General features: G+C 33.7%; 18 protein-coding genes. 14 read left to right on the forward strand and 4 right to left on the reverse strand.

What is annotated here, in order from left to right; translation table 11 throughout:
* The first annotated feature begins 2 nt into the window (after positions 1 to 2).
* The 8 genes from ITJ86_RS02010 to ITJ86_RS02045 all read left to right on the forward strand — a co-directional run bounded on the left by ITJ86_RS02010 (position 3) and on the right by ITJ86_RS02045 (position 6,889).
* On the forward strand, positions 3 to 1,361 hold the full coding sequence (locus tag ITJ86_RS02010; protein ID WP_195869926.1) for a sodium:solute symporter family transporter: 1,359 nt from the start codon (positions 3 to 5) through the stop codon (positions 1,359 to 1,361).
* Between the two features lie 8 nt (positions 1,362 to 1,369).
* Positions 1,370 to 2,197: a metallophosphoesterase family protein gene (locus ITJ86_RS02015; RefSeq protein ID WP_195869927.1), complete on the forward strand. Its 828-nt coding sequence runs from the start codon at positions 1,370 to 1,372 to the stop codon at positions 2,195 to 2,197.
* 30 nt (positions 2,198 to 2,227) lie between these two features.
* Entirely contained in the window at positions 2,228 to 2,722 is a 495-nt protein-coding gene (locus ITJ86_RS02020) for a rhodanese-like domain-containing protein (RefSeq protein WP_195869928.1), read from the forward strand.
* A complete protein-coding gene (locus tag ITJ86_RS02025) occupies positions 2,715 to 3,344 on the forward strand; it encodes a TIGR04282 family arsenosugar biosynthesis glycosyltransferase (protein ID WP_195869929.1) in 630 nt (209 codons plus the stop codon). Before ITJ86_RS02020 ends, ITJ86_RS02025 begins: the two co-directional genes overlap by 8 nt.
* Positions 3,337 to 4,149 carry a purine-nucleoside phosphorylase gene (locus ITJ86_RS02030; RefSeq protein ID WP_195869930.1) on the forward strand — a complete coding sequence of 271 codons (813 nt, stop codon included), beginning with the start codon at positions 3,337 to 3,339 and terminating at the stop codon, positions 4,147 to 4,149. The genes ITJ86_RS02025 and ITJ86_RS02030 overlap by 8 nt, the downstream gene beginning before the upstream one ends.
* Before the next feature lie 173 nt (positions 4,150 to 4,322).
* Positions 4,323 to 5,240 carry a sterol desaturase family protein gene (locus ITJ86_RS02035; protein ID WP_195869931.1) on the forward strand — a complete coding sequence of 306 codons (918 nt, stop codon included), beginning with the start codon at positions 4,323 to 4,325 and terminating at the stop codon, positions 5,238 to 5,240.
* Between the two features lie 18 nt (positions 5,241 to 5,258).
* On the forward strand, positions 5,259 to 6,020 hold the full coding sequence (locus ITJ86_RS02040; protein WP_195869932.1) for a DUF547 domain-containing protein: 762 nt from the start codon (positions 5,259 to 5,261) through the stop codon (positions 6,018 to 6,020).
* 32 nt (positions 6,021 to 6,052) lie between these two features.
* Complete coding sequence (locus ITJ86_RS02045; RefSeq protein WP_195869933.1) at positions 6,053 to 6,889, forward strand: TIGR04283 family arsenosugar biosynthesis glycosyltransferase; 837 nt, start codon at positions 6,053 to 6,055, stop codon at positions 6,887 to 6,889.
* Positions 6,890 to 6,909: 20 nt separating this feature from the next.
* Here ITJ86_RS02045 and ITJ86_RS02050 read toward each other — a convergent pair whose 3' ends face one another.
* Together ITJ86_RS02050 and ITJ86_RS02055 are read right to left on the reverse strand one after the other, a co-directional pair.
* Positions 6,910 to 7,353, reverse strand: a complete 444-nt coding sequence (locus tag ITJ86_RS02050) for a hypothetical protein (RefSeq protein ID WP_195869934.1) — start codon at positions 7,351 to 7,353, stop codon at positions 6,910 to 6,912.
* Between the two features lie 3 nt (positions 7,354 to 7,356).
* Positions 7,357 to 8,088, reverse strand: coding sequence for a metallophosphoesterase family protein (locus ITJ86_RS02055; protein ID WP_195869935.1), 732 nt, complete (start codon positions 8,086 to 8,088; stop codon positions 7,357 to 7,359).
* A gap of 182 nt (positions 8,089 to 8,270) precedes the next feature.
* Between ITJ86_RS02055 and ITJ86_RS02060 the strand changes: the two genes are divergently transcribed.
* Positions 8,271 to 9,800, forward strand: a complete 1,530-nt coding sequence (locus tag ITJ86_RS02060) for a carboxypeptidase-like regulatory domain-containing protein (protein WP_195869936.1) — start codon at positions 8,271 to 8,273, stop codon at positions 9,798 to 9,800.
* A 46-nt stretch (positions 9,801 to 9,846) separates the two neighbouring features.
* Here the strand turns inward: ITJ86_RS02060 and ITJ86_RS02065 are convergent, their stop codons facing one another.
* Entirely contained in the window at positions 9,847 to 10,851 is a 1,005-nt protein-coding gene (locus tag ITJ86_RS02065; protein ID WP_195869937.1) for a glycoside hydrolase family 113, read from the reverse strand.
* A gap of 97 nt (positions 10,852 to 10,948) precedes the next feature.
* Here ITJ86_RS02065 and ITJ86_RS02070 point away from each other — a divergent pair, with 97 nt between their 5' ends.
* The 5 genes from ITJ86_RS02070 to ITJ86_RS02090 are packed head-to-tail and all read left to right on the forward strand — an operon-like array spanning position 10,949 to position 17,577.
* The gene (locus tag ITJ86_RS02070; protein WP_195869938.1) at positions 10,949 to 12,253 is read left to right on the forward strand and encodes an NAD(P)/FAD-dependent oxidoreductase; all 1,305 of its coding nucleotides are present in this window, start codon (positions 10,949 to 10,951) and stop codon (positions 12,251 to 12,253) included.
* Positions 12,254 to 12,255: 2 nt separating this feature from the next.
* Positions 12,256 to 13,845: a 4Fe-4S binding protein gene (locus ITJ86_RS02075; protein WP_195869939.1), complete on the forward strand. Its 1,590-nt coding sequence runs from the start codon at positions 12,256 to 12,258 to the stop codon at positions 13,843 to 13,845.
* 32 nt (positions 13,846 to 13,877) lie between these two features.
* On the forward strand, positions 13,878 to 14,570 hold the full coding sequence (locus tag ITJ86_RS02080; protein WP_195869940.1) for a glycosyltransferase family 2 protein: 693 nt from the start codon (positions 13,878 to 13,880) through the stop codon (positions 14,568 to 14,570).
* Positions 14,567 to 16,057, forward strand: coding sequence for a cellulose synthase family protein (locus ITJ86_RS02085; RefSeq protein WP_195869941.1), 1,491 nt, complete (start codon positions 14,567 to 14,569; stop codon positions 16,055 to 16,057). The genes ITJ86_RS02080 and ITJ86_RS02085 overlap by 4 nt, the downstream gene beginning before the upstream one ends.
* A complete protein-coding gene (locus ITJ86_RS02090; protein ID WP_195869942.1) occupies positions 16,054 to 17,577 on the forward strand; it encodes a mannosyltransferase in 1,524 nt (507 codons plus the stop codon). Before ITJ86_RS02085 ends, ITJ86_RS02090 begins: the two co-directional genes overlap by 4 nt.
* Before the next feature lie 117 nt (positions 17,578 to 17,694).
* Here ITJ86_RS02090 and ITJ86_RS02095 read toward each other — a convergent pair whose 3' ends face one another.
* Positions 17,695 to 18,021 carry a hypothetical protein gene (locus tag ITJ86_RS02095; RefSeq protein WP_195869943.1) on the reverse strand — a complete coding sequence of 109 codons (327 nt, stop codon included), beginning with the start codon at positions 18,019 to 18,021 and terminating at the stop codon, positions 17,695 to 17,697.
* Position 18,022: the final 1 nt, after the last annotated feature.

The raw sequence follows: 18,022 nt of genomic DNA on the forward strand, positions 1-18,022 counted from the left end.
ATATGGATATAATTAACTGGCAATGGACATTGATAATTGCATCGAGTGTACTACTCTTTCTATTATCACCATTAGCGAAAACTACAGACGAATTTTTTAAGGCGGTTCATAAAAAGAAAGCACCGAATAGTTTAGTGCTTACCGGAAGCCTTATTATTTCTTGGATTTTTGCCAAGAGCATTACCAATGCGGCTAATCTGGGTTTAGATTTTGGTATTGTTGGTGGTGTGGCCTATGCTGGTTATTATCTATCCTTTGCGGTTGCAGGTTTACTGATTTACAAGATGCGTGTTATTGGTGGATTTGAAAGTATTCATCAGTTTTTAACTACCCAATTTGGTAAAGGAGCTATGGCCTTGTTTTCTATACTGATTGCTATCCGGTTGTTTAATGAAGTCTGGAGTAACACCATGGTTATTGGTAGTTATTTTGGCGAAACAGGAAGTTCTAACTATTATTGGGCCATTATCGTTTTTACCGTTTTAACTTTAGCGTATGCGATAAAAGGCGGACTGAGTAGTTCCATTTTCACTGATGTGATTCAAATGGTATTATTTAGTATTTTACTTATGGTAATTCTTTATAATATCTTTTCTATAGAAACCTTTAGCGTTGCTGATGTCGCAACTTCTGGAACTTGGAGTTTTGAATTGGGTTTAAACCTTTTCTTCGCTGCTATTATCCAATCTTTTAGTTATCCGTTTCACGACCCCGTTTTAACGGATAGAGCCTTTCTCAGTTCGCCAAAAGTGACCCGAAAAAGTTTTTTATGGGCGAGTTTATTAGGCGCTATTTGTATTGTACTATTCAGCGTCATTGGTATCTATGCACAAACCCAAGGTTTTAAAGGTCAAGCTGCCGTAGAAGTCGGAAAAGCCTTTGGTGTGGTTATTTTATTGGTTATTAACTTTATAATGATAACCTCAGCAGCATCGACATTAGACTCAACGTTTTCATCCTTTTCAAAATTATTAGCTATTGATTTAGGTATGGTTAACGATATTACTTTTGGTAGAGCCTCTATGGCTGCCATTGCTATATTAGGCACGCTACCTGTTTTTCTCGATGCAGAAATTCTATCCGCAACTACCATATCAGGAACAATGGTCATTGGATTAACACCTGTATTTTTATTCTGGAATACTAAAGTTCCTAAACTGAGTTTCTATTTGAGCGTTATAACCGGATTAGTATTTGGATTCACCTTGGTTTTTAATGTGTTCCCAGAAGCCTTAATTTTTACAGAAGGTAAGTATGCCGATTTACTTTGGGTTAATATTTGGGGAATTTTAAGTTGTAATATTCTATATTTCATACCAAAATGGTTGAAATCTAAAAAAATGAGCGATTCACTTGTGTAAAAATTGTTATGAATAAAAACATCGTTGACATAGGAAAACTTACAGGTAAAGTACTACTCTTTGGTGGTGTTTACAGCAACCTTCAAGCCCTTGAAGCACTAATTGCCGTGGCAGAATCTGAAGGTGTTCCGCCTGAAAATTGTATTTGCACTGGCGATATTATTGGCTATTGCGCCCAACCCGAAGAAACCATGCAAACCTTTAAAAATTGGAATGCCCGAAGCATTGTTGGGAATGTAGAAATTCAACTTCGTGATGATGAAGACGATTGTGGTTGCGATTTTAGAGAAGGGTCGCGATGCGATGGGTTTTCGCAACAATGGTATCCGTATGCTAAAAGCAAATTGTCTAAAGATTCTCTTGACTATCTTGAAACGCTTCCAGACCATATACAATTCACATTGGGAAATCAAAAGGTGACTGTTGTACATGGTTCCTATGGTAATGTTTCAGAATTTATTTTCAAATCGACACCTTGGACTACTAAGCACTCTAATTTTGAAGCTACCGAAAGTGATATCATTATTGCTGGCCATTGTGGTTTACCTTTTGAACACAACAACAGCGATAAACTTTGGATAAATCCTGGTGTGATTGGTATGCCTGCTAATGACGGAAAACCGAATGTTTGGTTTGCTGTTTTAGATGATTCAACAAAACCATTACAGGTGAATTTTCGTAAGTTAGAATACAACTATACGCTAACTAATAAACTAATGCTAAATGGCTTGCTTCCAGAATCTTATGCGAAAACGATCGTTTCAGGAATTTGGGACAACATGGAAATACTACCTGAAGCCGAAAAACAGCAACAAGGAAAAGCACTAGAGTTGTAAGGAATATCAAATAATTTATACTAATTGGACATGCGAAACCTCTTTATTTTATCTTTTTTGCTCTTTAGCTGCTTTGGAAATAGCCAAGAAACGCTTCAAGAGTTATTAAAAACGCATAATAAAGAGCGTATACCATATATTTCTGTTCAAGAATTGGCCATGCCAAAAACAGATGTTATTTTATTGGATGCCAGAGAGGCTAGAGAACACGACGTAAGTCATCTTGAGAATGCCATTCATGTGGGCTACAATAATTTTGATATCGATGTTGTTGCACAAACAATTCCAGATACTTCAAAAACTATTGTAATCTATTGTTCTGTTGGTATTAGATCTGAAGATATCGCAGAACAACTGAAAAACAAAGGTTACACCAATGTTTACAATTTATTTGGTGGTATTTTTGAATGGAAGAATAACAATTTTCCCGTATATAATTCGGAAGGAAATGAAACAGATCACGTACATGCTTACTCTAAAGACTGGAGTAAATGGTTATTAAAAGGTATTAAAACTTATGAATAAATCACTCGTTATTGTGTTTGTTAAAAACATAAAATTAGGAACCGTAAAAACTAGACTCGCTAAAACCATTGGAGATTTTGGGGCTTTTGAAGTGTACACCGAGTTGGTGAAAATTACAGAAAAAGCAACTCAGAAATTAGATATCGATAAACGCATTTATTTTTCTAATGCTATTGTAGACGACCAATGGAAAGGTGAATTTAAAGCGGTACAATATGGAGCTGATTTAGGAGAACGCATGTTGAATGCTTTTAAAGATGGATTTGATGCTGGCTATAAAAACATTGTATTGATTGGTTCTGATTTACCAGATATCAATGCCACACACCTAAAAAATGGATTAGATGCCTTAACCACAAATGAAGTGGTTTTTGGTCCAGCAGAAGATGGTGGTTATTATTTAGTTGGCATGTCTAAACTGAATGCCGAAATTTTCACCAATAAACCATGGAGTCAACCCAATTTATTAGAACTAACGTTACAAGAGTTACAGAGTAATCAAATTTCAGTTGGTATCTTAGACACTTTAAACGATATTGACACCTATGAAGACTTAATTGCTTCAGACTTTTACAAATCGAACATTAAATTACAAGAAAAAATACAGCAACTAAATGATTAAATTAATTTCAGAAAGCACAGAATATTTACAAAGCAAAGGTTTTGAAAAACCAGAAATAGGTATCATTTTAGGCACAGGATTAGGACAATTAATTGATGAGATTGAAATCATTGCTGAAGCCAGTTATAATCACATTCCAAACTTTCCTACAGCAACTGTAGAATTTCATAAAGGCAAACTTATTTATGGTCTTTTAGAAGGTAAAAAGGTGGTTGTTATGCAAGGTCGTTTTCATGTATATGAAGGCTACACATTGCAAGATGTAACATTCCCAGTGAGAATAATGGAGAAGTTAGGCATTTCAACCTTATTGGTTTCTAATGCTTCTGGCGCCATTAATCTCGATTTCAAAAAAGGAGAATTAATGCTTATTGACGATCATATTAATCTTCAAGGAGGGTCGCCTCTAGCTTTTAAAGGCGTTTCTGAATTGGGAGAACGTTTTACAGATATGAGCGCGCCTTACGATGCAGATATCAATTCTAAATTTGAAAATATCGCCAAAGAAAACAATATTACATTACATAAAGGTGTTTATGCAAGTGTGGTTGGACCACAATTAGAAACACGAGCAGAATACAGAATGCTAAAAATTATAGGATCTGATGCTGTTGGTATGAGTACCGTACCAGAAATCATTGTGGCAAATCACTTAAATTTAAAAGTCGCGGCGGTTTCTGTATTAACTGACGAATGCGATCCAGAGAATTTAAAACCTGTTGATATCAATGAAATCATTGCTATGGCAAACAAAGCAGAACCGCATATGATTACCTTGTTTAAGGAATTGATTAAAACACTTTAATAGTTGGTAGTCCTCAGTTTGCAGTCTTCAACCTCACTGATTCGCAACTAAACGCTGAAGACCTGTAAGATCCTGAAAACCTTATAGGTATAAAACATAATCAAAACCTACAAGGTTTTAGAAACCTTGCCGGATAACAAAAAAAAGAGATACCTGCTTTCTCTGGAAGTTGTATGGAAAAATACATAGACATATTCACAAAATCATATTCCGATTACTGGAATTACCTCAAATACGAGCTCATTGACCTCAATCATTGGGACAACTTTTTTTATGGTCTTATCCTTATTTCTATTTTAGTTTGGATACTTGAAATTGCATTTCCTTGGCGAAAAGACCAAGCCTTGTTCAGAAAAGATTTTTGGCTAGACACCTTTTACATGTTTTTCAATTTCTTTTTATTGAATCTAATTGTTTTTATTGCCTTATCTAATACAGCTTCAGAACTATTTAATGATATTTTAGGCCTTGTAGGACTGTCTGTTTCAAGCTTTCAATTGTTTGATGTCGACGAACTTCCTAAGTGGTTAGGCTTGTTTATCTTTTTTATAGTTTCAGATTTTGTACAATGGAATACGCATCGGCTTTTACACCGTTTTGAATGGCTTTGGAATTTCCATAAAGTCCACCATTCTGTAAAAGAAATGGGATTTGCAGCTCACTTGCGCTACCATTGGATGGAACCTGTAGTTTATAAATCTATACTTTATATTCCTATTGCTATCATTGGTGGTTTTGATGCTCAAGATGTGGCTATTGTTTATTTCTTTAGCATTGCTATTGGTCATCTCAACCACGCTAATTTGGGTTGGGATTATGGATTTTTAAAATACATTTTTAATAATCCTAAGATGCATATTTGGCATCATGTTAAAAAGTTACCTGAAGATGTAAGGTATGGTGTCAACTTTGGACTAACATTAAGTCTATGGGATTACATTTTTAAAACCGATTATATACCACACGATGGTAAAGATATTGAACTCGGTTTTGAAGGTGACGAAAATTTCCCTAAAGATTTTTTAAAACAAGAATTGTATCCTGCATTTTCAAAAAAACAGGATAGCAAGAGTTCAAAACAGTACGACTAACATTTAAAAACATCATACATGAATTATTTATCAGCCTTAATGGTCACTTTAATACTTACGTCTTCGTCTAGTAGTTTGCAACAAACAACGCAAGATAAAGCTATAGAAACAAATACTTCTGAGGTTGTTTATACCGAAACTTTTGATCATGCTATTTTTGATGCATTGTTAAAAAAGCACGTTTCAGAAAATGGAAATGTAAATTATAAAGGGCTTAAAGCTGAATCAAAAACTTTACAACGTTATATTGATTTATTAAAAAAACAACAACCTACTGATGGATGGACCAAGAATGACAAACTCGCGTATTGGATTAATGCTTACAACGCTTTAACTATAGATTTAATTCTTAGAAATTACCCAACAAAAAGTATAAAAGACATTAAAGACCCTTGGGATCAACGGCTTTGGAAATTGGGTAACACTTGGCAAAACCTAAACGATATTGAGCATAAAATTCTTAGAGAGATGAATGAACCACGCATTCACTTTGCTATTGTTTGTGCGTCTGTATCATGCCCAAAACTTCAGAATACAGCATTTACAGCTTCAAATTTAGACGCACAATTAACGAATGCTACAAAAGAATTTTTAGCAGATACATCTAAAAATGAACTATCTAAAGATAACATAAAGATTTCAAAAATATTTAGATGGTTTAAAAAGGATTTTGAACAAAATGGTAGCTTAATTGATTTCTTAAATCAATATTCAGACATTACCATTTCAGAATCTGCTAAGAAAAGTTACACGGATTATGATTGGGGTTTGAATGATTAAAACTACAGTCATTAATTTATCGTAAGTACTGTATGATTAGTATAATTATTCCGGTTTTAAATGAGGCTGATACTATAAGTCGTTTGTTAACACATTTAATTGATAATTCGTCGCCTAAGAATATTTCTGAAATTATAGTGGTTGATGGAGGTAGTACAGATGGCACTTTGGACATTCTTAAACCTGACAGGTTTTTAAAACCTGATAGGTCTGTTATAGAAAGCATGACACCCAATGTTCTCGATACAAAATTCCAAAAACAGAATTTTACTCGAACTGACGTACAACTAGGTAGCGAAATAGGAGATCCTGAATCAAGTTCAGGATGGCATATTCAATCAAAAATACTTTTGCTTGAATCTTCCAAAGGCAGGGCAAAGCAAATGAACTTAGGTGCAAAACATGCCAAAGGAGAGGTTCTCTATTTTCTTCATGCCGATTCTTTTCCACCTATAGATTTTGATCAACTTATTATAAATGAAATTCAAAAAGGTAACCAAGCAGGCTGTTTTAGAATGCAGTTTGACAGCAAGCATTGGTGGTTACGTTTAGCCAGTTGGCTTACCCAATTTTCTTGGCGTGCTAGTAGAGGCGGCGACCAGAGTCAGTTTATTACAAAAACACTGTTTAACGATATTGGTGGTTATAATGAGAACTATATTATCTACGAAGACAATATTCTGATTAATGAATTGTATGCTCGGAATGAATTTACCGTCATCAATAAAAAACTAACAACCTCTGCACGACTTTATCGTAAACATGGTGTTTGGAAATTACAATACCACTTCTGGACAATTTATGTAAAGAAATGGTTTGGTGCTTCGGCAGATGAGTTATTGGCTTATTATAAGAAGCATGTTTGTTAATTAAGCCTCACCATTTGGAATTATTTTTCCAGCTTTTTTTGAGTTAAATTTACTTTTGTTCTAAAATAATTATGTCCTCCATCAAATACCATAAACCAATCACTTAAATTAACCCATTCGTTATGTGGGTGAAAACGACAGGAATAGATTAATAGAATTTCTTCATTGTTTTCAAATAAAGTTGGAATTATAAAGAACCGATAATCATTAATATCAATTTGGCGGTTTTTGTATTTAACATTAAAACGGTTTACTCCTTCTTCTAAAATTTGAAAAAGGACACTAAACTCTTCCTCATTTAAAGAAGTTCTTGAATTATGTTTATAATGCAGATAACCTAAGTTATCAAGTTTTACTTGAGCATTTGCTAAATCAAAGTCAATGATTTTAAAATTATCTTTCTTTATTCTAGGTTCACAACTAAAAACAAAAGTTAAAACAACAAAGCTTAAAATTAGTTTCATAGTCTATTTCTTATTCCTCCCCTTTTCATCAGGATACAAATCCATAACCTTATCACTCTGAAAAATTTCTTTGGTATCAATATCTATAGCCGATAGTTTTCCTGTAAACGTTGCGCCTGTATCAACATTCCAAACGTTAGCTGCATGCATCGGTTGGTCTTTACCAAAATTAATAGTTGGGGTATGACCTATATAAATTTCAGCATAATGTTTTAAACGGTTAGGATAAAGTTTTGAGTTCTTCTCTATACGCTGATCCAAGGTTAACGCCATTTCCCATAATGTTCTATCAAAATAGAAATTTTCTTTGTGCAATTCGCGTTCCACACCATGCATAGAGGTAAATCCGGCATGTAGGAACAATCGATTTTCAGAATCAATGTGATATAAGGGCATGCCTTCAAAAAAATCGAGATGCATTAATTTTTGGTCTTTAGAAAAGCCATCGTAACTTTCTATAGTTTCCTTACCGCCATTTTTAAACCAAACATCATTCACGGTACCATACGCCAACCATTGTTCGCACCAAATATCATGATTACCCTTAATGAAAACACAGGTATTCGTTTTAGATAATTCAATTAAATACTGAATCACTTGTGCAGCTTCACTCCAGCCATCAACATAATCTCCTAAGAAAATTAATGTATCATCAGAACTCACATTTGCGCGTTCTACAACTTGAACCAACCCTCTTAAACCACCATGAATATCTCCTACTGCTAACGTTCTCATATGACTTCTATTTTTATCAAAGCTAAAATTAAGTATTTAATAATGATACACTTAATTTGAATTCTTAATTTTTCTTAAAGTTGTTAAACTTAAGATAAATCTTACTTAACAAAAGTTTAAATCGACTTTCTAAAAGACTTCATTCTTCTACTTTGGCTGAAATCTAATCAACCAACCAAAAAATGAAAATCAATCAAATCATCATTGCGCTTACGTTATTTTTAACGTCGCAATCTTACGGACAGCAAACCTTTTCTTCAACATTACTAGATTCTAAAACAGAGAAACCCATTCCTTTTGCTAGCATTCAATTTAACTCTAAAACTGGAGTTATTAGCAACGATCAAGGCGAGTTTAACATCAGTATTAATCGTGCTATAAAAGCAACCGACTCATTAATGATAAGTTGTTTAGGCTATGAAGAAAAACGTATTCCACTTTTAAATTTTAACCAATCTACCATTTTATTAACTTCAAAATCTGTTGATTTATCCGAGGTTTTAGTCACCAATAAAAACTACAGCATAGACGAAATTCTAGATAAGATAAAAGAAGGCTTAACGCTTAATTACGATTTTAGTTATAACAAACGAAAATTGTTCTATAGAACATCTTACTACACAGACATGGATAAGTATGATGTTATATTAGAAAAGTCAACCATCCCTGAATTCAATCAGCAATTTATAGATAGCTTACTTCTAATTATGCCTAAAAGTAATAGTAATCATACTGAAGTATTAGGTGAACTCTATGGAGAAATTGAACCAGAAGCATCTCAAAAAATGGACATTCTAAAAGCTTGTCGTTTATATGACAAATCTAAAGACATCAACTTAGATAATTATGAAAAACGGTTTAATGACATCTTTAAAAAGTATGTAAAACGCGATTCGTATTTTAAAATTAAATCGGGTTGGTTTAGCGTGAAAGAAGAAATGGATTCGTCTTTATTTGGAGATACAAATGAGAAAGAGGAAGCCGTTACTGATGCTTTACTTGCAGAGCAACAAAAGAAAGACTCTATCCGTAAAATAGGATTTTTACATTGGCGAAAAATGATGATACATAAATTTGAAAACAATAATTTTATTGATGACGATAATGACCTCAACTTTATTCATAAATCACGACGCTATGAATTTGAAATCGCAGACTATGCATATATCAATAATATGTTTGTGTATGTGATTCCATTTAAACCAAAACGAAGTGAAGACTTTTCGGGAACGATGTATGTGAATACAGAAGATTTTGCAGTTATACGCGTTGATTATAAAAATGTGAAGCCACTAAGTAAGTTTTCTCTTCTTGGAATTTCCATGAAAAAATACTTAAAGGAAGGAACCATTATCTTTCAAAAAAATGACAATGATAAATACACTTTAAAATACAGAGATGAGTCTTTAGGCCAACGCGTTGGTATTAAACGACCTTTTAAAATTGTGGAAAAAAATAAAAATGTAAAAGGCAGACGAAAACAAAACGAATTAAAAGGTGATATTCATTTTATTGTTAGAAATATTGAAAAAACAGAACTTGTGGTCTTTGAAACCAATAGTATTTCTGAATCTGATTTTAAAAATTTCAAAGAAAAACCGCAGGTTTCACCAACACAATTAAACCAATATGATCCTGAGTTTTGGAAAGGCTATAATATTATTGAACCTAATAAAGCTATAAAAGATTTTAAGGTGCTTGAACGTGAGTAAGTAAATTAGTATTCATCATTACCGATTTAATTTCCGATCAAAAACACTACTCTTTATAATGTGCTCTTATAATATCCTCCACAGGTTTATTCTGTGGAGTAAATTGATTATCATCCATACCACCAACTTCATCATGCTGTACAAACCACTTCCAAAGATAACCGCCTGCGAACCAATCTTCGTTCCAAACCGCATCGAATAAGGCTTGTGTGGCATTCTTTTGTGCTTCGTGATTAACTGAGGTCATAGAACGGTCGTACCTCCATGGTTCTTTTGCCGTAAAATCTACACTTCTATATCCAAATTCGGTGAATAAAATTGGTCTGTTTAGTTTCTCTGAAAACCCTTTTAAATCGTCTTTATGTTTTCCCCAACCTTTTATACAATCCTCAATCGTTGGTGTTTGCATATCACTGACAGGAAAATAAGCATCAATACCAACATAATCTAATTCCGACCAAAATGGTGTGCTCCAAAATTCATCCCAATTAGCCGCATAGGTTAAGTTCCCTGTATATACCGTTCTAATTTCCTTTATTAATTGATGCCAATATTCTGGTCTATTTTTTATAAATTCTTGGAGTTCGGTTCCAATGCAAAATACTTCTACATTAAATTCTTCAGCCAATTCAGCATATTCTATGATAAAGTCGGTATATGAGGTTTCTAACAATTGCCAATCGGCTTCCGAAGATGCTTTTAAAAACCCTGTGAATTCTCCATGAGAAATCCATAATTGAGGTTTTACCATTACCTTAATTCCCTCCTTGTGAAGGGCTTCAATATATTGTCCGGCACCAGATCGCGTTTCACCAAACCACTGACGGTCTGTATTATGAAGTATTTCAGGGCGGTTAACATCTCTTATAAAACCAAAAGGCATAACCGCTGCAGCATTCGCATTAATATTTACTAACGGCTCCACATGAGTAGAATCCACAACACCTCTTGAGGCCACAAAACTAACTCCATTTATTTTCTGAGGTTTGTATTTGGCCGCAGCACAACTTATAAAAATAAAACTTAAAAGGAAATAAAATATTTGTCGCATACTGTAAAATTATGTCTAAATTTAAAGAAATTCGGCTTTTAGGATAAGGTTTTAACAAAAGCTTCGACCTATAGTCTATATTAACAACCTCAATTATATGGAACACATCGTTATTATTGGCAACGGCATTTCTGGAGTTACCCTTGCAAGACACGTTAGAAAACTATCCGATAAAAGAATAACTATCGTCTCTGCCGAAACCGATTATTTCTTCTCACGTACCGCACTAATGTACGTTTACATGGGACACATGAAATTTGAACACACCCAACCATACGAAAATTGGTTCTGGAAAAAAAACAGAATTGAACTCAAAAAAGGGTACGTAAAGCAAGTTGAAACAGCAACCAAAACACTTCATTTTGCAGAAGGAGACACTTTGCAATACGATAAATTAATTATCGCCACAGGAAGTAAACCCAATAAATTTGGTTGGCCAGGACAAGATTTAAACGGTGTAATGGGGATGTATCACAAGCAAGATTTAGAAAATCTTGAAAAACATGCACCCAATAATGAGGTCTGCAAACGTGCCGTGATTGTTGGAGGTGGATTAATAGGTATTGAATTGGCAGAAATGCTAAATAGCCGAAGTATTCCTGTAACATTTTTGGTTAGGGAAGATAGCTTTTGGGATGGCGTGTTGCCTCAAGGAGAAAGTGAAATGATTAACAGGCATATAAAAAATCATCATATCGATTTACGATTATCTACCAACTTGAAAGAAATAAAATCCGATGAAAACGGAAAAGTCAAATCTGTAATTATTGAGGAAACAGGAGAAGAACTAGAATGTAATGTGGTTGGCTTAACAGCTGGAGTAGCTCCAAATATTGATTTCATTAAAGATTCTGATATTGAAACAGGAAGAGGAGTTAAAGTGAATCGTTTTTTAGAAACCAACATTCCAGATGTCTATGCTATTGGTGATTGTGCCGAACAGCATGAAGCCATTGGAAACCGAAGACCAATTGAAGCCGTTTGGTACACTGGTCGTATGATGGGTGAAACATTAGCACAAACCATTTGCGGTAATAAAATGGAATACAAACCAGGTCATTGGTTTAATTCTGCTAAATTTTTAGATATCGAATATCAAACCTATGGTTGGGTCTTTGGCAAAGGCGGACGACCAGAATACGAACAACATTTTCATTGGAAACATGATGACGACACCAAATGTATAACTGTTGCTTACGATAAAAACACCAATGCATTTTTAGGCATTAACACCTTTGGCATTAGAATGCGCCATGAAGTCTTTGATCAATGGCTTACCGAAAAACGCGATGTAGATTATGTAATGCAACATCTAAATGAAGCGAATTTCGATCCTGAGTTTTACTCAAGATTTGAAAACGAAATTTTACAAGCCTATAATAACCAATTACAAACTGCATAATAATGAGCAATAAATTAAATCACAGTATGTCTTTAGCAAAACCAGATGCTTTAGGTATTAATAACAAACAAAAAGTAGCTCTTGCCATAGGAGTTATTGGCTTATTTATTTTAGCCTTAGCGCTTTTTAACACTAACTTTCCAAATAAAGGTTTATTTCTTACACTGTCGTTAGGATCTATAATTGGTGGTATTATCATGTATTCTAGAGAAGCTTACCTTTCAAAACTAGAAGGCATAAAGAATGATGGAGTTTGGTTTAAATCTATTTCCTCGCGTGGAATTTGGGGCTGGATTATTGGTGTTGTCTTAACGACGTTTTATATTGTACTTTACTTCTTTCCAAAATACTTAGGTTTAGGGACCGACGGAGAGGCCAACACAGGGTTAATTGCGCTTTTTGACCCATTAAGTCAACTCTTATCCGGTAGAAATGCGAGCCAATGGTTTGTTTACGGTACACTATATACCGTTGCGATTTTAGCCTTTGGTTATAAATTTATATTAAAATACAGACATAATCGTTACCAACAATTACGTACCGTTTCAGTGATGTTTTTCCAATTAGGTTTTGCCTTTTTGATTCCTGAATTTATGTACGTTATGAATAACGATTTACCATATTATGACCTTAAAAGTATATGGCCGCTTAATTATTACATTTTTGATGAATGGTCTGTAAATGGCTTTCTATCTAATGGAAATATTGGATTAGCATTACTTCTATTTGGCATCCTATCTATTTTTGTTTTTACGCCTATTTTAACTTATAAATATGGAAAACGTTGGTATTGCTCTTGGGTTTGTGGCTGTGGCGGCTTAGCAGAAACTGCTGGTGATTCTTTTAGACAATTATCGTCTAAAAAAATGTACGCATGGAAAATAGAACGTTGGTTAATTCATGTGGTATTGGTCTTTTCAATTGTGATGACAACCGCTGTGGTTTACACTTATTTAGGCTATGACAAGAATGATTTTTGGTTAACACGAGGTGTTTTTATCAGTTTAGTTATTGGATTTTTGACCCTTGTTTTTGCGTTAGTAATGCTATTTAAAAGACACGAATTAGGCAAAGATGCTAAATACGGAGCTATTGGTTTCTTTATTGTAATCGCACTTTTACTCGGAATGCATTATACGGGTACAACAGACCACTTATTCTATATTAAAGCCGGAGCTTTACGATCTGCATATGGTATTTATATTGGTTCTATTTTCTCAGGTGTAATTGGTACAGGCTTTTACCCTATTTTAGGAAACCGATCATGGTGTCGTTTTGGTTGCCCTATGGCAGCGATTTTAGGATTTCAACAACGTTTATTTTCTAAATTTAGAATTACCACAAATGGTGGACAATGTATTTCTTGTGGTAACTGTTCTAACAGTTGTGAAATGGGAATTGATGTAAGACACTATGCACAAAAAGGAGAAAACATCGTACGTTCTAGTTGTGTTGGTTGCGGTATTTGTTCTGCAGTGTGCCCAAGAGGTGTTTTAAAATTAGAAAATGACTCTATGAAAGGACGTATCAATCCAACAGAGGTCCTTTTAGGAAACGATGTTGATTTAATGGATTTAGTAAATCAAAAATAAGAAGATTACTTTTGCACTTTCAAACACACTAAATGCCTAACATAAAAGTTATTATTCCTGCGTATAACGAAGAAGAATCAATTCCTCTCGTCATAAAAGACATACCTTCTATTGTCGATGAAATTATTGTGGTTAGTAATAATTCTACAGATAATACTGAAACTAATGCTAAAAATGCTGGAGCTACAGTATTAGTTGAAAACAGAAAAGGGTATGGTTATGCGTGTTTAAAAGGCATGGATTATATCGCCAAGCAAGAAAAAAAAACAGACATTGTAGTTTTTTTAGATGGGGATTATAGTGATTATCCTGAAGAATTAACAAAAATTGTTCAACCTATTATTAATAACAATGTTGATTTTGTGATTGGTGCTCGTGTTAAAGAATTGCGAGAAGAAGGTTCAATGACTGCCCCTCAAATTTTTGGTAATTGGCTAGCAACTAACTTAATGACTTTGTTTTTCCGTTCTACATTTACTGACTTAGGCCCTTTCAGAGCAATTAAATATGACAAACTTTTAGGGTTAAATATGGAAGATAAAACCTATGGCTGGACTGTAGAAATGCAATTAAAGGTTTTAAAACAAAAATTAAGTTATAAGGAAATTCCTGTTAATTATAGAAACAGAATAGGTGTCTCAAAAGTTTCAGGTACGATAAAAGGTGCTATCTTTGCAGGTATAAAAATCTTAGGTTGGATTTTTAAATATAGTTTTAAGAAATGATTCTCGAATCAATAATTATTGTCATATACACCATTGCCATTGTACTAATTTTCATGTATGCTTTGGCACAGCTAAACTTACTGTACAACTATTTGTCTTCTAAAAAGAAAAGACAAGACTGTGAAACTTTTGATTTTTCAAATCCTGAAGAAATCCCAATAGTTACCATACAACTTCCTGTTTTTAACGAAATGTATGTAATGGAACGTTTATTGGATAATATCGCGCGCTTAGAATATCCAAAAGACAAGTTAGAAATTCAGGTTTTAGATGATTCTACAGATGAAACAATTGAAACTACAAAAGCACATGTTGAAAAACTTGCCAAAACAGGTTTAGATATTACACATATTACTAGAACTGACCGAAGTGGATTTAAAGCTGGAGCACTTAAAGAAGGACTAAAAATTGCTAAAGGTGAATTTATTGTCATTTTTGATGCCGACTTTTTACCGCAACCTAATTGGCTAAAGCGTACCATTCCTTATTTTAAGAATGAAAAAATAGGTGTTGTTCAAACACGTTGGGGACATATCAATAGAAACTATTCCTTATTAACTAAAATTCAAGCGTTTGCTTTAGATGCCCATTTTACATTAGAGCAAGTAGGCAGAAACAGCAAAGGACATTTTATTAATTTTAATGGAACAGCAGGTGTTTGGCGAAAAACCTGTATTCTCGATGCCGGAAATTGGGAAGGAGACACCCTTACCGAAGATTTAGATTTAAGTTATAGAGCACAATTAAAAAATTGGGAATTTAAATACTTAGAGGATGTTGAAACTCCTGCAGAATTACCAGTTGTTATTAGTGCTGCACGTTCGCAACAATTCCGTTGGAATAAAGGTGGTGCCGAAAACTTTAGAAAAATGCTTTGGCGTGTTGTGAAGTCTGATAATATTTCAACTAAAACTAAAGTACACGGTTTACTTCATTTGCTTAATAGCACTATGTTTTTAAGCATTTTTACAGTCGCTATTTTGAGTATTCCGATGTTGTATATAAAGAACGAATACGCCCACCTAAGAAACTACTTTTACATCATGAGTTTCTTTGTAATGAGTACCATTATTTTCTTTATCTGTTATTGGTTTATGTATCGCAACATTTATGGTAGTGGTTTTAAAAAATTCTTTGGTTATATAGGTATGTTCTTTACATTTTTCTCAATAGCTATGGGCTTTTCACTTCACAACTCTATTGCAGTAATTGAAGGCCATATTGGTAAACGTAGTGAGTTTGTAAGAACACCAAAATTTAATATTAGCAACATTAGAGATTCTTGGAAAGGCAATAAATACCTCAGAAAAAAATTATCACCACACGTGGTTATAGAAGGTATATTGATGCTGTATTTCGCATTCGGAATGTATAGTGCTTTTATAGTTGGTGATCAAGGTGGTGATTTTGGACTGTTTCCTTTTCACTTAATGCTTTTTATTGGCTTTGGCTACGTATTTTTTAAGTCTTTAAGTTCTAAGGTGTGAAAGCGCTTTGGAAATATCACAAAATTCCATTTCTATTTTTTATTGTTAGTAGTCTATTGTATCTATGGTTTGCGTATGCCATTGTAAGGACCAACACTATTCAACTTCTTTTTGCTTATGTTTTATTATTTGCTTTTGCTTATAAAATTATAAGTTCATCTGAATTTAATAGCTCAAAGTTTAAACTTTTAGTTGTCTTCTCTATAGTTTTAAGGCTGCTATTTCTTTTTGCCACACCTAATTTATCGCAAGATTTTTATCGCTTTATTTGGGATGGCCGTATGATTCTAGAAGGTTTCAATCCCTATTTATACACACCTGATTCCTTTATGGATAGTGGCAAATTTCCTGTTGCGCAAGCCCAAGAACTATATAATGGCATGGGTGAGTTAAGCGCCTCTCATTACACCAATTATCCGCCAATCAACCAAGTTCTATTTACAGTTGCAGCTTTATTTTCAGGACATAGTATTTTAGGTTCTGCGATTGTAATGCGACTTATTATAATTGTAGCTGATATTGGAACATTATATTTCGGAAAAAAACTTTTAGAACGTTTAAATCTACCTTCAAAAAGAATCTTTTGGTACATATTAAATCCTTTTATCATTATTGAATTAACAGGTAACCTTCATTTTGAAGGTGTTATGATATTCTTCCTCATTTGGTCTTTATATTTGCTACATTCTGGTAAATGGAAATGGGCTGCGGTTGTTTTTGCTTGTTCTATTTCTGTGAAGTTGATCCCTTTAATGTTGTTGCCTTTGTTTTTTGGTTGGTTTAGAAAAAATTCAGTCATTTCAAATGATATTGAGAAACCAAAAAAACCTTTTATCCCAACTGATATTGGGAGTGCTGAAGGAGACATTCCTGTGAATTTAAACTTATCAAATAAAGATGCTTCGACTGCGCTCAACATGCCATCCAAGAATAAGACTTCAAAAGTTTTTAAAACCATTAAGGTCTCGTACCAAAAATTAATTACGTTTTACATAATAATTGGTTTAACGACACTTCTACTCTTCCTCCCGTTCTTTTCCATGGAATTTGTGACTAATTATTCTAAAACTGTTGGACTTTGGTTTGGAAACTTTGAGTTTAATGCCAGTATCTATTATCTCGCAAGAGCTATTGGCTATGCACAAACGGGCTATAATGAAATTGCCATTATTGGTAAAATACTACCTGTAATTTCAGTGCTAATAATTCTTGGGTTATCCATTTTTAAACCGAATAATAGTTTGCCCAAATTAATGACTTCAATGTTATTAGCACTTAGCTTTTATTTGTTTTTAAGCACAACAGTTCATCCTTGGTATATTGCAACGTTAGTCGTCTTAAGTCTGTTTACCAATTATAAATTTCCGTTGGTTTGGTCTTTAGTGGTTGTGTTGAGTTATTTAGCGTATTCTAATACTGATAATTCTGAAAACTTATGGATTATTGCCATAGAGTATGTGATTGTGTTTTCAGTCTTTATTTGGGAAGTCATCCTAAAAAAAAGACTGCCAGTGTCCTAGCAGTCTCTATCTCTAATTTTATAATTTCTATTGAATTACTATTCCTTAGCTTTCTCGTCATCAAAAAAGCATCGCTAAATAGCGCTCATATAATACCTTAAACAAGGCGTAAGTTCTTTAAGAAAAATCTTCATCTTCAGCTCCAGGTTCTAATTCTGGATCCACGACTGCATTAGGATCATCGTCTTCAAAATCTTCATAATCCTCTTCGTCATAATTTTCCATCGTCTGCTCTAGTTTCGTGCTCACTTTCACCAAATACTTGGTATCTTCTGTGGTCACCTCTACAGCTTCGACAATTTCATTTTTAGCATTCTTAAACGATACAATTTGGCCGTCATCATAACCATCTGGGTATTTTTCTACTAAAAGTGCTAAAATTTCTGGTGTCAATTTTTTGAAATCAACTATAACTCGTTTTAAATGTGCGTCTTTTGGTTTCATT

The organism is Winogradskyella marina, from assembly GCF_015645385.1.
GTDB lineage: Bacteria > Bacteroidota > Bacteroidia > Flavobacteriales > Flavobacteriaceae > Winogradskyella > Winogradskyella marina.